The sequence below is a fragment of the Thiobacter subterraneus genome (assembly GCF_055379455.1).
The window spans coordinates 2690576-2704823 of sequence record NZ_AP042402.1; the positions used below are offsets into that span (position 1 = coordinate 2690576).

The 14248-nt window shown below is 67.4% G+C and carries 20 protein-coding genes; 1 reads left to right on the plus strand and 19 read right to left on the minus strand.

The window, feature by feature from the left end; translation table 11 throughout:
• Nucleotides 1–397: 397 nt before the first annotated feature.
• The 11 genes from ACZ42P_RS13300 to ACZ42P_RS13350 form a co-directional block, all read right to left on the minus strand.
• Nucleotides 398–1399, minus strand: coding sequence for a hypothetical protein (locus ACZ42P_RS13300; protein WP_464898015.1), 1002 nt, complete (start codon nt 1397–1399; stop codon nt 398–400).
• Nucleotides 1348–2283, minus strand: coding sequence for a sulfurtransferase (locus tag ACZ42P_RS13305; RefSeq protein WP_464898016.1), 936 nt, complete (start codon nt 2281–2283; stop codon nt 1348–1350). Before ACZ42P_RS13305 ends, ACZ42P_RS13300 begins: the two co-directional genes overlap by 52 nt.
• Nucleotides 2284–2303: 20 nt before the next feature.
• On the minus strand, nt 2304–2483 hold the full coding sequence (locus tag ACZ42P_RS13310; protein ID WP_464898017.1) for a hypothetical protein: 180 nt from the start codon (nt 2481–2483) through the stop codon (nt 2304–2306).
• On the minus strand, nt 2480–2758 hold the full coding sequence (locus ACZ42P_RS13315) for a hypothetical protein (RefSeq protein WP_464898018.1): 279 nt from the start codon (nt 2756–2758) through the stop codon (nt 2480–2482). Before ACZ42P_RS13315 ends, ACZ42P_RS13310 begins: the two co-directional genes overlap by 4 nt.
• Complete coding sequence (locus ACZ42P_RS13320) at nt 2755–3048, minus strand: hypothetical protein (RefSeq protein ID WP_464898019.1); 294 nt, start codon at nt 3046–3048, stop codon at nt 2755–2757. Before ACZ42P_RS13320 ends, ACZ42P_RS13315 begins: the two co-directional genes overlap by 4 nt.
• Nucleotides 3045–3629, minus strand: coding sequence for a rhodanese-like domain-containing protein (locus ACZ42P_RS13325; protein WP_464898020.1), 585 nt, complete (start codon nt 3627–3629; stop codon nt 3045–3047). The genes ACZ42P_RS13320 and ACZ42P_RS13325 overlap by 4 nt, the downstream gene beginning before the upstream one ends.
• 3 nt (nt 3630–3632) lie before the next feature.
• Nucleotides 3633–3902 carry a hypothetical protein gene (locus ACZ42P_RS13330; protein ID WP_464898021.1) on the minus strand — a complete coding sequence of 90 codons (270 nt, stop codon included), beginning with the start codon at nt 3900–3902 and terminating at the stop codon, nt 3633–3635.
• 96 nt (nt 3903–3998) lie between these two features.
• Nucleotides 3999–4208 (minus strand): hypothetical protein, encoded by a 210-nt coding sequence (locus ACZ42P_RS13335; protein ID WP_464898022.1) that lies wholly within the window; start codon nt 4206–4208, stop codon nt 3999–4001.
• A gap of 1 nt (nt 4209) precedes the next feature.
• Entirely contained in the window at nt 4210–4512 is a 303-nt protein-coding gene (locus tag ACZ42P_RS13340; protein ID WP_464898023.1) for a sulfurtransferase TusA family protein, read from the minus strand.
• 15 nt (nt 4513–4527) lie between these two features.
• The gene (locus ACZ42P_RS13345; protein ID WP_464898024.1) at nt 4528–5127 is read right to left on the minus strand and encodes a YeeE/YedE thiosulfate transporter family protein; all 600 of its coding nucleotides are present in this window, start codon (nt 5125–5127) and stop codon (nt 4528–4530) included.
• Nucleotides 5128–5129: 2 nt separating this feature from the next.
• Complete coding sequence (locus tag ACZ42P_RS13350; protein ID WP_464898025.1) at nt 5130–5879, minus strand: YeeE/YedE thiosulfate transporter family protein; 750 nt, start codon at nt 5877–5879, stop codon at nt 5130–5132.
• Here ACZ42P_RS13350 and ACZ42P_RS13355 point away from each other — a divergent pair.
• Nucleotides 5766–6098 carry a ribbon-helix-helix domain-containing protein gene (locus ACZ42P_RS13355; RefSeq protein WP_464898026.1) on the plus strand — a complete coding sequence of 111 codons (333 nt, stop codon included), beginning with the start codon at nt 5766–5768 and terminating at the stop codon, nt 6096–6098. The genes ACZ42P_RS13350 and ACZ42P_RS13355 overlap by 114 nt on opposite strands.
• A gap of 9 nt (nt 6099–6107) precedes the next feature.
• On the opposite strand, the gene ACZ42P_RS13360 is transcribed toward ACZ42P_RS13355, so the two are convergent.
• The 8 genes from ACZ42P_RS13360 to ACZ42P_RS13395 form a co-directional block, all read right to left on the minus strand.
• Nucleotides 6108–6572 carry a fructose 1,6-bisphosphatase gene (locus ACZ42P_RS13360; RefSeq protein WP_464898027.1) on the minus strand — a complete coding sequence of 155 codons (465 nt, stop codon included), beginning with the start codon at nt 6570–6572 and terminating at the stop codon, nt 6108–6110.
• An 87-nt stretch (nt 6573–6659) separates the two neighbouring features.
• Nucleotides 6660–7046 (minus strand): type II toxin-antitoxin system VapC family toxin, encoded by a 387-nt coding sequence (locus ACZ42P_RS13365; protein ID WP_464898028.1) that lies wholly within the window; start codon nt 7044–7046, stop codon nt 6660–6662.
• A gap of 241 nt (nt 7047–7287) precedes the next feature.
• Nucleotides 7288–7530 carry a type II toxin-antitoxin system Phd/YefM family antitoxin gene (locus tag ACZ42P_RS13370; protein ID WP_464898029.1) on the minus strand — a complete coding sequence of 81 codons (243 nt, stop codon included), beginning with the start codon at nt 7528–7530 and terminating at the stop codon, nt 7288–7290.
• Nucleotides 7531–7668: 138 nt separating this feature from the next.
• Complete coding sequence (locus tag ACZ42P_RS13375) at nt 7669–8292, minus strand: MarC family protein (RefSeq protein WP_464898030.1); 624 nt, start codon at nt 8290–8292, stop codon at nt 7669–7671.
• 2 nt (nt 8293–8294) lie between these two features.
• Nucleotides 8295–8660: a YidH family protein gene (locus ACZ42P_RS13380; RefSeq protein WP_464898031.1), complete on the minus strand. Its 366-nt coding sequence runs from the start codon at nt 8658–8660 to the stop codon at nt 8295–8297.
• A gap of 12 nt (nt 8661–8672) precedes the next feature.
• Nucleotides 8673–10043, minus strand: coding sequence for an efflux transporter outer membrane subunit (locus ACZ42P_RS13385; RefSeq protein WP_464898032.1), 1371 nt, complete (start codon nt 10041–10043; stop codon nt 8673–8675).
• Nucleotides 10036–13137, minus strand: coding sequence for an efflux RND transporter permease subunit (locus ACZ42P_RS13390; protein ID WP_464898033.1), 3102 nt, complete (start codon nt 13135–13137; stop codon nt 10036–10038). The genes ACZ42P_RS13385 and ACZ42P_RS13390 overlap by 8 nt, the downstream gene beginning before the upstream one ends.
• A 1-nt stretch (nt 13138) precedes the next feature.
• Nucleotides 13139–14233 (minus strand): efflux RND transporter periplasmic adaptor subunit, encoded by a 1095-nt coding sequence (locus ACZ42P_RS13395; protein WP_464898034.1) that lies wholly within the window; start codon nt 14231–14233, stop codon nt 13139–13141.
• Nucleotides 14234–14248: the final 15 nt, after the last annotated feature.

Below are 14248 nucleotides of genomic sequence, written 5' to 3' on the forward strand. Positions count from 1 at the left end.
GCTTTTTCGCCGAGGCGCAGCGCCTCGGCGGGTCTTAATCCCTTTGAGATCAGGGCATGTGTTCAGAGGTTTTCCGGTTTGGGCGTTGCTGGCATTAGCAGGTCTTAATCCCTTTGAGATCAGGGCATGTGTTCAGAGTTAATCTCAAAGATGAACAGGATGGCGGCCGTTGGGGTCTTAATCCCTTTGAGATCAGGGCATGTGTTCAGAGCTTTAGTTGGCCTAAAGTTTACCGCAGCACCAGTCTTAATCCCTTTGAGATCAGGGCATGTGTTCAGAGGGCAAGCCCAGAATTTCCTTTTTCCATCAACACCTTGCAAAGGGGGTTGACGAAAATTCCGGTCATCCGAAAAACGCCTCCAAAAGGACCCGGGCGGCAGGGCCCGCAAACCGAACTTTACTCCGTCTGCCGCCGCCCGTGAAGGGGGTCATGGCCCCCTTCCGCCGGCGGCGTCCACAAGGTCCCCGCGCCCAGCAGCAGGGCCTGCTCCGGCAAAAGCGGCCGTCCCGGGGTGACGATGCGCGGCGCGCACGCAGCCGTCTGCCCCGTGCCCGCAGTGGCAGCGGCCCCCGCAGCCGTGGCGCGGCAGGCTTTTGCTTCCGGGGCGCCGGGCCGTCGCGGGCGGCGGGGCGCACACCCACCCTGCCCCAAAGGGCGGGCAGTGGGAGCGGCTTCAGCCGCGATTAGCGGCTTGGCTATAAAGTAAAGACCTGACCCCGGGTGTGCTCGGGTGTGCAAAGATCTGACCCCGGGTGTGCAGGGACGGGCGGTGCGGTACCAGAGGGCGAGGGCGGCGCGTTCCTCCGCGCTGAACGGGTTGCGAAAACCGTTGTCGGCCTGCCCTTTCACGCCCAGGTAGAGGCGGGCGGCGAAGGCTTCCGGTGTTTCCCGGCAGGCCAGGCGAAAGAGATCCTGCGCGGGCAGCAGCACGTCGGTGCGGGGATGGTCGTGGCAGCCGGCGCAGGCTTCCCGGTGGATGGCGGCCGCGATCCGCAGGGCACGGCCAGGGTCCGCCGGGGGTGGCGGTGGCCGGAAGGGATGGGCGGCGCCAAGCCGGGCGAGGGTGGTGCGCACGGCCCTGTCATCGCCCCGCTTCAGGGCCGGGTGGAGCCGGCGCGCCTGCTGCACCTCTTCCGCGGGGGCTTGGGCCTCACGCAGCATGAGGGGCAGCAGGGAGGCCGATTCCATTAGCCGCGCCCGCACGCCCGGCGTGGGGGCCTGGGCCAGATCGGCCTGCATCACCGCGAGGAGCGCCGCCAGGCGCGTCCCGGCTTCTTCGGAAGCAAGCGCCGCCTGCCCCGCGAGGAGCCAGGCGGCGATCAGCAGGAAGATGGTCGTCCGCCGGCTCAGGGCAGCTTCACCTTCTGTTCCACCGGCCCCGCCTTGAGGAGGGTCCATTCCACCATGGAGCCGTCGTAGAGCTTGGCCTCCTTGTTGCCCAGCAGCTCATGCATGACGAACCAGCCATTGGCGGCGAAGTGGCCGGTGTTGCAGAACTCGATCTGCGGTCCCTTGGTGGGTACGCCAGCGATCTTGGCCAGTTCCTTGAGCTGCTCCAGGTTGCGGAAAGTGCCGCCTGCGTTTTCCGTGAGCCAGGGCGAGGGCAGGTTCTTCGCACCGGGCAGGGTGCCGTTCATGGCAGCCTTGGGATTGCGGTTGATGCCCACGTACTGGTCCTCGGGACGAAGGTCCACCAGCACGACCTTTTTGCTGGCCAGGGCTTCCTTCACGTCATCCACCGTGGCCAGGTATTCGCGGCGGAACTGGACCGCAAAGGTCTTGGGCTCGGGCGTGACCGGGCCGGCCTGGAGGGGATTCTTCTTGTCGGCGGTGTAGGCCTTCATGCCGCCGTTGAGGATGGACACTTCATCATGCCCCAGCACCTTGAAGGTCCAGTAGATGCGCGTGGCCCAGCCCATGTCGATGTTGGTCTGGCCGGGGGGCACGATCACCACGTGGGTCTTGTTGTCGATGCCAAGCCTGCCGATGTATGCGGCGAGCTTGTCCAGGTTTTCCGGCAGCATGTCCGGCACCTTGTCGCGGGCGCGCTCCTCGCGCCAGCCGTCCTTGTCGAAATTGGTGTTGACTGCCCCCGGAATGTGGCCGCGCAGGTAGTCCGCCGCGGGCTGCAAGTCCAGGAAGACGATGCCGGGCTTGCCGATGTTGGCCTTGACCCATTCCACGTCCACCAGCGGTGTGGCCGCGAGGGCGGTCACGGACCAGAAAAAAAGCAGCGCGCAGGCCCCCAGCAGGGTGGCGCGCAAAGAGGCGAGGGTTTTCATGGTCTGCTCCTTTGCTTGGGTTACAGGGTGATGATGCGTTCGGCGGCGAGCAGCGCATCGACGATGCGCTGCCAGTCTGCCTCCTCCAGTCCCGGCCGCGTCAGATCGAGAACGGTGACCCCGCCGGGAACGGTGGCGAGGGCGCCTTCCACGGTCGCTGCGTCCGGGAAGAGATCGGTTTTCAGGGCGACGGTCTTCATAGGCTGAGCACGACGTCCGCGCCGGCAATGGCGGCCCCCAGGGCCGCGGCATCCAGGCGGGGCAGGTCCGATTGATCCGACACCGTGGTCTCCGGCGCGATGTCGGACAGGTCCAGCAGTTCGGCCATGGCCGAGTTTTCTTCGGTTTCCGCGACCACCCGGTCCATGAACACCAGCCGTACCTGGTGACCAAAGATGGTCAGCCCTGCCGCCACGCGCATGGCTTCGGCATGGTCGCGGCGGGCAAGCACGAGGAGTCTGCGCTTTTCGCTCACAGGCTCACCACCCGGGTTGCCTGCGCCATCAGGGCGCTGTTCACCGTCTGGCTGCCGGCTTCCACGGGGCAGGGCTCGCCCGGCCGAAAGCGGTGCCAGGATTCCTCGCACACCACGGCCCGGGCATCGCCCAGCACTTCCCTCAAGCGTGGGTCGGCCGCCACCAGGACGCCGTCGTAGGTTAAGAAACAGGCCACGGTGGCCCCCCGGCGGCGCGCCGCGGCGATGAGGGGGAAGAGGTAGCGTCCCGCGCCCCGGTGGCTGACATGGAACAGGATGTCGATGCTCATGTCTGTCCTCCCAGCAGGATTCGGCGCGCTTTTCCCGCAAGGCGCAGGTCCACCCAGCGTGCCAGGGCGTGACGCGGGTCGGCATCGGTCACGGCCGTGGCGGGCCGCGGCTCGTGGGGTAGCACGATCTCGCCTTCGCGCATGGCCGCCGTGTAGGCCACCTGGCGCGCGAAATTCCGTTCCCGGCCCCGGCCCGCAGGCCAGCCCGCCGTCCACAGCGCGGCCAGCGGCCGCTTTGTCAGCTCCACGCGGCGCTGACCGGCCAGTTCCAGCAGGCCGGCGACGAAGCGGCGGTCGGTGGCATCGTCACCGAGGACGATGACGGTTTCCGCGCCCGTAAGACCCACCGTGCTGAACAGCCACACCACTTCCCGCCAGGGGGCGAGCCGTCCCCGGGCATCCAGGAAATCGCCGGCAGGCAGGCAGCGGGCCCCTGCGACGGACCGGGCCTTACAGGCAGCCAGCGGCCGCACGTCGAGCAGCACGGCCTCACTGCCGGGCGGCGGGGACTGCGGGTAAAGGCCCAGCTCGGCCCGGGCGGACAGGGCAAGGCAGGCGAGCAGAACGAACAGGACGCGCATGGTTCAGCAGCCTCCGAAACGTTTCACCGAGGCCGGCGCGGCGTCGCTTCCCGAAGTTGCCGGCGGGTGTTCCATCCAGTAGGCCACGAGGTCGATGCCGGAGACTCGGCCAAAGCTGCCGAGGTCGAACTCCGGCAGCTGGTCCGGCGTGACCGGGGTCCTGGCGCGGGCGACGGCTTCCGGCGGCAGCGCGGCGTAACGAAAGCCGATGGCCGACACGGCCAGCGCCGCGACCAGGGCGAGGATCAGGAAGATCAGGCTTTCCCGGTTCATGTCGGCCTCACAGCGTGTCGTGAAGCAGGGCGAGATACATCACCCCGAAGGCCACGCAGAACATCACGATCTGCAGCGTGGTTTCCAGATCGACGATCATGGTTTCGCCCCCTTGTAGTGACGCACCAGGACCTCCACCGGCACCGGCTTGCCGGTGGCCGGATCGATCACCGGCGGTGTGAAATAGGGCACGCCGTCGCGGGTGACCCTCATGCTGGCGGGCGGATGGACATAGACCTTCCACAGGCCCCAGGCGCAGACGGCCAGCGCGAGCGCCAGATAGGCACGCATCAGCAGGCGCGCCATGTCACAGCTTCCTCAGATAGACATGCCAGGCCCGGCCGGTGTTGACCGTGCCCAGATGCTCGCAGTGCAGTTCCGCGCACATGGGCGGCAGGGCCTCCATGGAGGTGGGGTTGTCCACCAGCACTTCCAGCACCTGGCCGGGGCTCAGCTCGCCCATGGCCTTCTTGGTCATGAGCTGGGGGCGCGGACAGGAGTCGCCGATGGCGTCCACCTGGCGCGCCACGGTCACCGTCTGCCCGTCCGGCAGGGTCGCCGTGCTGCCGCTGCGCGGGTTTTCCGTTTTTTTGCTGCCGAAAAGTCCCATGTCTGTCTCCTCCTGTCATTCACTGGCGGCGTCCTGCTCCCGCGCCTTTTCCTTGCGCCGGATCGCCCGGTAGATGCCGAGCAGCACGGCGAACTGGATCAGGCCGAACAGGATGGCCGGGATGCCGGTCTTGTCCTGCAGGGTGCGGGCATTGGCAAAGCCCGCCTGCAGCGCTTCCGGATTGGGATCGCCGGTCATGGAGGCCGGCGCGGGCGGCCACTGGTTGTAGGACCAGAGCAGGGAGAACAGGAACATGCCGATGAAGGTGAACAGCAGCGCCCACATGGCGCCCACATTGCCCTCGGCCGCCTTCACCCAGGTGGAAACGGTGCAGGCACCGGCGAGCACCATGCCCACGCCGAACAGGAACAGGCCGAGGAAAGTGTTGAGCCCCACGTCGAAATCCAGCGGGTGGCCCGCCCCCACGGTCATGAAGGCGGTGAAGCCCAGGGTCAGGATCATCATGGCCACCAGCAATGCCTTGGTGTTGCGGTAGGTCTGGAACATGATGGCGTCGCGCAGGGCGGCCGTGTTGCAGAAGCGGGACCGCTGCACCAGCAGCCCCACGACACTGCCGAAAATGAACGCGACCATGCATTCGGCGATCGTGGACATGCTCAACCCTCCAGCATTTTCTTGTACACGAGGGAACCCACCCAGGCGCCGGCGACGATGCCGGAGACGGCGAGATAGCCGCCCAGGTTCATCTCGGGAGTGAGACCGAAGAAGGTGGAGACGTTGCACACGAAGGCAAGGCGGATGCCAACGCCCATGAGCAGACCGCCCAGGGTGATCATCACCCACTCGGACAGGCGGCGGGGGACGCGCAGGTAGAACTCCCCGCTCAGCACCGCGCCCACAAAGGCGCCGAAGAACATGCCGAAGCTGATGTACATCTTCCAGTAGTCCCAGTGGGGCTGGAACACCAGGTTCCAGAAAGGCAGGCGCAGCAGATCCTCGCCCAGGATGGCCTGGGCGATGAGGCCGGTCATCATGGTTTCGCCGCCGCCCACGGTCCAGGCGCCGATGGTGAGGAAGAGAAAGATGTCCAGCACGGCGATCACCGCCAGGGCGAACACCGGATCGAGGGTTTTCCTGAAAAGCTCCACGTTGCCTCCTTGTCGTTGTGGCTTAACGATAGGCGAGCCCGCGCCGGCCGTGGTAGTAATCTTTGCCAACGCCGGGCCGGCCGCGGGCGGCGCCTTGCCAAGGGCCCGGGCCTGCGCTGTAATGGGAAAAAACAGGAGGCGGAGATGAAGATCTTCATCGAGGAGCACGACGCCCTCGATCACATGTTCAATGCCTGCACCACGGCGCAGATCACCGAGTTCATACCGGAGAAACGGGGCTTCCGCATTCACGGACACAGCACCACCATCGCCCTCGAGCGCGCCTTCTGGAACGTGCTGGAAGACATGGCGCGGGAGCTGAGGCTGACCCTGCCCAAGCTGATCCAGCGTGTCCACGACGGTTGCCTCGTGGCCAACGACAAGAACATCGCCTCCTGCCTGCGCGTCATTTGCGTCAAGTGGCTGATGATCTACAGCCAGGGCGCGGCCGTGGACACCACCGCCCTTTTGGGCTGACCAGGCCCTTCAGCCCCGTACCCGGAAGTGGGGCTCCAGTTCCGCCAGCTTCTCCACGATGCCGGTGTATTCCAGTTCCGCCATGGGCAGCATGGCGGCGCCGAAGAAGCCCTGCCGGCGCATGTCGATGGCCTTGGCACTCACCCTGTCGCGCACCGTGTCCCAGAAGGGATGGGTGAAGGCATCCAGGGCCTCGGTGAGTTTGCCCCCGTGCATGGCGTAGGCGGCGCAGCTCACGATGGGTGGGCCGTCGAAATAGCTGGTGCCCGTGTTGAGGGGCACCGGCATGAGGGGCATCTGGTGGGAGCCGCGCATGCAGCCGGCGACGAAGTGCCCCACCGCATAGGGCGCCAGGACTTCGCCCGTGGCGGGGAAATTCATCTGCACCCGCACCAGCATGACCGGATCGTCCTTGCCGGTGTACTTGCCCGCGATGTTGTGCAGGCGCGAGGTGGCCACCGCGCAGGCCTGCATGCCGGCAGGATCTCACAAAGGCTCGGCCGGCCATGGTCTGCGCAATTGTCCGTGGGAGCGCCGGCCGGCTGAATGGACAATCCGGGTTCAAATCTTGATGATGGTGTCGCTGTAGCGGGCCACGACCGGGTCATGGGTGATGAGCCGCATCGGCTCAAGGATGGCCTGCGCCACCAGGATGCGGTCGAACGGATCGGCATGGTGCGGCGCCAGTTCTTCGATCGCCGACGCGTGCTCGGGCTCCACCGGCAGGAATCGGTAGCCGGACTCGCGGAAGTAGCGCAGCGCGTCTTGGCTGGACACCGGCATGTCGCCACGTCCGAGGCTGTGCTTGATGGCGATCTCCCAAACCGTTGCGGCGCTGATCCAGACGGCCGACTTGGGCGATTCGATCAACTCCCGCGCCTTCTTCGGCAGCCTTGGGCTATCGGTGATCGCCCACAGGGCGACGTGGGTGTCGAGCAGGATGTTCAACCTAGCAACCTCGGTTGAACACACCCGAGGGCCGGACCAAACGGGTGGCTGGCGCGAAGCGACGACGCCGCAGGGCCGCCCCCTGCAAGGAGGCGCGACAAAGCCAGGCGCCCGTTTGGGCCGGCAAGCGGGCGTGTGGCGGGCCGACCTTCCTGATGATCTTGCACGAAGGCAAAATCCTCAATGCGAGTATGACGTTACAAAGCCAATGGAGCGGTCAACTGAGGTTTCTAGTTCAAGGTTATTGCCCGCCCAGGAACAGGCGGGCCACCTCCTCGTTGTGCGCGTCGATGTCGTCCGGCACCTCGAACTTGCCCTTGGCGACGCCGATGCGCTTGCCGGCCGGCACCGTATCTATGGGCACCAACTTGGCAGCCGGACGGCCGTTGCGGGCGATGATGATCTCGCGTTCCTCGCCCTGCTCGATGGCTTCCACCAGTCGGGACAGGGAAGATTTGGCCTGCAGCATATTGACGGATCGCATGATGTTCTCCGAATAACCACAGTCTAGTCTGGTCTGGCCAAGTTGGCGTGTCAAGCCCCAATTCTGCTGTGGCCGTCAGGCGGGCTGGGATCCCGTCCTCCAGCAGCTGCCCGCCGCCGGGGAGGGACAGAAAGGGGGTCAGGCCATCCAGCCCGGAAACAGATGGGCCAGTCCGCGGGCGATCATTTCCACCGACAGGGCGGCGATGAGCAGCCCCATGAGACGGGTGACGATATGGATGCCGGTGCGGCCCAGGCGGTGGGCGATGGCCGGGGCGGCGCGGAAGGCGAGCCACACCGACAGGCTCACCAGGGTGATGGGTATCAGGAGCGCCACCGGCTGCGGGGTGTCGCCGGCGGCGACGATCACCTGGGTGATGGCGCCGGGTCCCGCCAGCAGGGGTACGCCCAGGGGCACCGCACCGATGGCTTCCTTCTCCTCGGCTTCCACGGCTTCCTCGGGCGTCTGGCGCAGGGGGCTCACGTGGGCCTGGAGCATGGACAGGGACAGCATCAACAGCAGCAGGCCCCCCGCCACGGCGAAGGACTCCAGACGGATGTCGAAGAAGCGCAGGGCGTATTCTCCCAGCAGCGCGGCGGCCGCCAGCACCGCCCACACCGTGACCGCCGCAATGCCTGCGGCGCGACGGGCCTCGGGCGTGGACAGGGTGCGGGTGGCGGCCAGGAAGAAGGGAATGGTGCCGACCGGGTCCACCACGGCAAACAGCGTTACCGTGGCCTTTGCCAGCACGCCCCAGTCCATGGTCAGAATTCGGAAAAGAGATAGGCGAGCAGGGCCGCACCCAGCCCCACCACCGTCAGATTGGCGGCGATGCCGCCCCAGGTGGCGTAGCGTTCCGGAATTTCCACCGGCCGCAGCGTTTTGAGCACGCGCCGGTACTGGATCACGGAATGGACTTCCACGGCCAGGGCCAGGGCGATGAAGGCCACGCCGATCCAGAAGGAAAAATCCCGGCCCAGTCCGCGGGGGGTGGCCTTCAGCATGTGCAAAAACAGGCCGAAGCGCTCCATCACGAAACCGAAGGCCATGAGGGTGAGGCCGGTGCGGTTCCACGCCATGAGGGTGCGCTCGGCCGCAAAGAAGACGCGGGGATCGTTGAGGTCGGACATGGCCGGATTCTACTACTCCGCCCCGCCCCCCAGGGCCTTGTACAGCGCCACCCGCGCCGTGGCCAGCTGGCGCCGGGTGGCGGCCAGGCTCTGCTGCGCGGCGAACACGCTGCGCTCCGCATCGAGCACTTCCAGATAATTGGCCACGCCCGCGGCCTCCCGTGCCCGCACGCGGGCAAGGCGCGCGTCCTGGGCGCGCAGCAGCGCTTCCTGGGCGGCGAGCTGATCGCGCAGGGCGTTTTCCGCGGCCAGTGCGTCGGCCACCTCGCGGAACGCCTGCTGGACCGTCTTCTCGTAATTGGCCAGGGCAGCGGCCCGGCGCGCCTCGGCGGCCTCGGTGTTGGCTTCGGCACGGCCGAAATCGATAAGGGTGCCGCGGCTGCCGGCGCCCACGTTCCAGGTATCCGAACCGGCGGAGAACAGGCCGGAGAGGGCGGCGCTGGCGGTGCCGAACACCGCGGTGAGGGTGATGCGGGGGAATATCGCCGCGCGCGCGGCCCCTACGTTGAAATTGGCGGCGAGAAGCTGCTGCTCGGCGGCGCGCACGTCCGGCCGGTGGACCAGCACCTCCCCCGGCAGGCCGGGCGCCAGGGGCTCCGGCAGCGGGGCTTCTTGCGGGACGTCCACTGCGACGGTCATGCCCGTCAGCAGCTGCAGGGCGTGGAGGGCCTGGGCTTCCTGCCGGGCAAGATCGGCCTGGTCGCTGCGCGCCGTGGCCACCAGACTCTCCGCCGCTGCCACGTCCAGCTCCGAGGCGAGCCCAGCCTGCTGCCGCCGGCGGGTGAGTTCCAGGGAACGCGTGCGGCTTTCCAGGCTTTGCCGGGCAAGGCGCTGGCGCGCCTTCAGGTCATGCAGCAGATACCAGGTGGAGGCCACCTCGCCGATGAGACTCACGCGGAAGCTGCGCGCCGCTTCCTCGCTGGCGAGATACTGGGCGCGGGCCGACTCCGACAGGGCGGCCAGCCGCCCCCACACGTCCAGCTCGAAGCTGGTCATGCCCAGGTTGACGTCGAAACGGCTGGCGGTGCGGTCCCGGTTCATGCCGGTGACGTCGCCGGACGTGCGGCTGCGGCTGCCGGAGACGTTGCCTTCGATGGCCGGCAGGCGATCGGCGCGGGCCATGGCGGCGTTGGCGCGCGCTTCCGCCACCCGCGCGTAGGCCGCGGCGAGATCGCGGTTGTGGGCGAGGGCCGCCTCGATGAGGCGCGTAAGGCGCGGGTCGCTGTAGTAGGCGCGCCAGTCGGCCGGCGCCGGTGTTGCCGCCGGCGTGGCGGGAAAGGTCTGGGGCAGGGGCGGGGCCGGGCGCTGGTAGGGTGGCACGAAGGAACAGCCGGCCAGCGTCACGGCCAGGGCCCATGCCATGAGCAAACGGCGTTCAGTCATGGTCGCCTCCCGGGCGCGGGCGGGGTGGGAACAGTTTGCGCACCACCAGGAAGAACACGGGCACGAGGAAGATGGCGAGCAGCGTCGCCGCGATCATGCCGCCGATCACGCCGGTGCCCACGGCATGGCGGCTGGCGGCGCCGGCACCGGTGGAGATGGCCAGGGGCAGCACGCCCAGGATGAAGGCGAAGCTGGTCATGAGGATGGGGCGCAGACGCAGCCGGCAGGCTTCCAGAATCGCACTCGTGAGCGCCATGCCTTCCTCCTGCAGCTTGCGCGCGAACTCGATGATGAGGATGGCGTTCTTGGCCGACAGGCCGATGATGGCGATCAGCCCCACCTTGAAGAAGACGTCGTTGGGCAGGCCGCGCAACTGCACCGCGAGCACCGCGCCGAGAATGCCCAGGGGCACCACCAGGATCACCGCCAGGGGGATCACCCAGCTTTCGTAGAGGGCGGCCAGCGCCAGGAACACCACCAGCACCGAGAGGGCGAACAGGATGGGCGCCTGGGCCCCGGCGAGGCGTTCCTCGTAGGAGGTGCCGGACCACTCGAAGGCAAAGCCCGGTGGCAGTTTCGCCGCGATCTCCTCCATGGCACGCATGGCCTCGCCGGTGGAGTGGCCGGGGGCGGGCATGCCGGCGATCTTCATGGACGGATTGCCGTTGTAACGGTCCAGCTTGGGCAGCCCCGTGACCCATCTGGGCTGGGCGATTTCCCCCAAAAGCACGATGCCGCCGTTGCGGTTGCGCACGGGCAGGCGCAGCAGATCCTCCGGCGTGGCGCGCAGATCGGCGTCGGCCTGCATCTGCACGCGCAGGATACGTCCCTGGCGCACGAAGTCGTTGACGTAGGCCACCCCCACGGCAGAGGTGAGCGTGTCGTTGAGTTCGGCCATGTCCACCTGCAGGGCCTGGGCCTTGTCCCGGTCGATGTCCAGATACACCTGCGGCGCGGGCTCCTGGCCCTCCGGGCGGACACCCGCCAGGCGCGGATCCCGACTGGCCATGCCCAGCACCTGGTTGCGCACGTCCATCAGCATCTCGCGCCCCTGTCCCGTCCGGTCCAGGAGACGGAAATCGAAGCCGCCCACCGCGCCCAGTTCGGGAATGGGCGGGGGATTCACCGCAAAGATCATGGCCTCCCTGATGCGCATGAAGGTCATCATGGCGCGCCCGATCAGCCCCTGGGCGGAATGTTCCGGCCCCTTGCGCAGATCCCAGTCCTTGAGCCGCGTGAACAGCAGGGCTGCGTTCTGGCCCCGGCCGAAGAAGGAAAAGCCCACCACGCCGATCACCCGTTCCACCTCGGGCTGCTTCATGTAGAACTGTTCCGCCTGGGACAGCACTTCCACGGTGCGTGCCTGGGTGGCACCGCCGGGCAGCTGCACCAACGTGATGAAGTAGCCCTGGTCCTCGTCCGGCAGGAAACTGCCGGGCAGGCGGGTGAACAGCCAGCCCGTGGCGACCACGATGGCGAGATAGATCACCACCCAGCGCCCGGCGCGGGCGAGGATGCGCGCCACCAGACCCTGGTAGCCGTTCGTGACACGCTTAAAGAAGCGGTTGAACCAGCGCTTCTCGTCCTTTTCCGCGTCCCCGGGCTTGAGCAGGGTGGCACACATGGCGGGCGTGAGCGAAAGCGCCATCAGCACCGAGAAGGCCATGGTGAGGATCAGGGTGGCGGCGAACTGGCGGTAGATCGCCCCCACCGAGCCGCCGAAGAACAACATGGGCATGAACACGGCGGAGAGCACCACGGAGATGCCCAGAATCGCGCCCAGGATCTGGTCCATGGCCTTGAGCGTGGCCTGGAAGGGCGGCAGGCGCTCCTCGCGCATGATGCGCTCCACGTTCTCCACCACCACGATGGCATCGTCCACCAGGATGCCGATGGCGAGCACCATGGCGAACAGGGTGAGCACGTTGATGGAGAATCCGAACGCGTAAAGCCCCGCGGTGGCACCGGCCAGCGCCACCGGCACCACCACCGCGGGAATCAGGGTGGTGCGCCAGTGGCCCAGGAACACATACATCACGATGAACACCAGGATCATCGCCTCGCCCAGGGTTTTCACCACCTCGAAGATGGAGATCTCGACGAAGCGCGAGGTGTCGTAGGGCACGGCCCAGTCCACGCCCTCCGGGAAGAAGCGGGCCAGCTCCGCCATGCGCGCCTTCACGGCCCGGGCCACGTCCAGGGCATTGGCGCCCGGTGCTACCCGGATGGCGATGGCGGCGATGGGCTGACCGTTCATGCGCGCGTAGCGCTCGTAGCTTTCCGCGCCCAGTTCCACCCGGGCCACGTCCCGGACCCGCACGGTGGAGCCATCGGGCAGGGCGCGCACCACCACGTTGCCGAATTCCTCCGGCGTGGCGAGCCGTCCCCGGGTGACGATCACCGCGTTCACCTGGGCGCCGGGACTCGCCGGCGCCTGGTTGAGTTCGCCGGTGGCGAGCTGCACGTTCTGGGCGGCGAGCGCCCGCTTCACATCGCCCGGCGTCAGGCCGTAGTTCACCAGCTGCTCCGGTTTGAGCCAGATGCGCATGGAGTATTCCGCGCCGAACAGGATGGCCTCGCCCACCCCGGGCAGGCGGCGGATGGGATCGAGCACGTTGGCGGCGGCGAAGCTGCCAAGATCCACGAAGTTGCGCTTGCCATCCTTGGAATGGATGGCGACGAACATCAGGTAGTTGCGCTGGGGCTTGGTCACCGGCACGCCCAGACGCCGCACCTCGTCCGGCAGGCGGGCTTCCACCCGCTTCAGGCGGTTCTGGGCTTCCACCGAGGCGATGTCGATGTTGGTGCCCGGCTCGAAGGTGAGGGTGAGGGTGCCGGCACCCAGCTCCGAGCTGCCTTCCATGTAGAGGAGATGCTCGATGCCGTTCATCTCCTGCTCGATGAGCTTGATGACCGTGTCCTCGATCACCTGCGCCGAGGCGCCGGGATAGGTCACGTTGAAGGCGATCTGGGGCGGCGCCACCTGGGGGTACTGCGCCACCGGCAGGTTTTTCAGCGCGATGACGCCCACGAGCGTGATCAGGATGGCGATGACCCAGGCGAAGATGGGCCGGTGGATGAAGAAGCGGGCCATGTCAGTTTGCCTTCGGCACGGGCTTGACCACGGTCCCCGGGCGCGCCTTTTGCACACCGGAGACGATCAGGGTTTCGCCGCCGGCGAGGCCTTCCTCGATCACGAAACGGTCGCCTGCCATCGCGCCCACCTTCACCGGGCGCGGCACGGCCTTGTTGTCCGGCCCCACCAGCAGCACGAACTGTCCCTGGGGACCGGACAGCACCGCCTTCTGGGGCACGGCGATGACGCCGGCGGCCACCGCCTGGGGCAGACGCACCCGCACGAAGGTGCCGGGCAGCAGCAGGCGCTCGGGATTGGGGAATTCCGCCTTGAGGGTGATGGAGCCGGTTGTGGGATCCACGCTGAGATCGCTCATGACGAGGCGGCCCCTGTGGCGGTAGGGCTGGCCGTTTTCCAGGATGAGTTCCACGCCCTGCGTCTGCGCGGCCTTCAGCCGGCCACTGGCCAGCGCCTGCTTCAGACGCAGCACTTCGGCATTGGGCTGGGTGAACAGCACATAGACCGGGTCCAGCTGGTCGATGACGGCCAGAAGCGTCGCCTCGTTGCGGCCCACCAGGGCGCCTTCCGTCACCAGGGCGCGGCCGATGTGGCCGGAAATGGGGGCGGGCACGGTGGTGTTTTCCAGATCGAGGCGGGCGCGGGCGAGCTGGGCTTCCGCCTGCTTGACGGCCGCGCGCGCCGCATCCACTTCCTGCTGGGTCACCGCCTTGTCCGGCAGCAGGGATTCCAGTCGTGTGAGCTGGAGTTTCTTCACTTCCACGTCCGCTTCCGCGGCCTGGGCGGCGGTGCGGTAGGTGCGGTCATCCAGCCGGAACAGGGGCTGACCCGCTTTCACCTCGCTGCCTTCGGCGAACAGACGCTTTTCCACGATGCCCTCCACCCGCGCCCGCACCTGGGCGGTGCGCACCGCCGCCACGCGGCCCGGCAGCTCCGGCGTGAGGGTGACCTCGGCACGGCCCACCTGGATCACCTCCACCTCGGGAGGCGGCATGGGAGCGCCGGGCGCCCCGCCGGGACCGGGGGGTGCGCCCTTGCCGCTGGGGCCGCAGGCGGCGAGGAGAACGGCGAGCATGAGCAATGGGAAGCGTTTCATGGTGGTCCTTTTCCG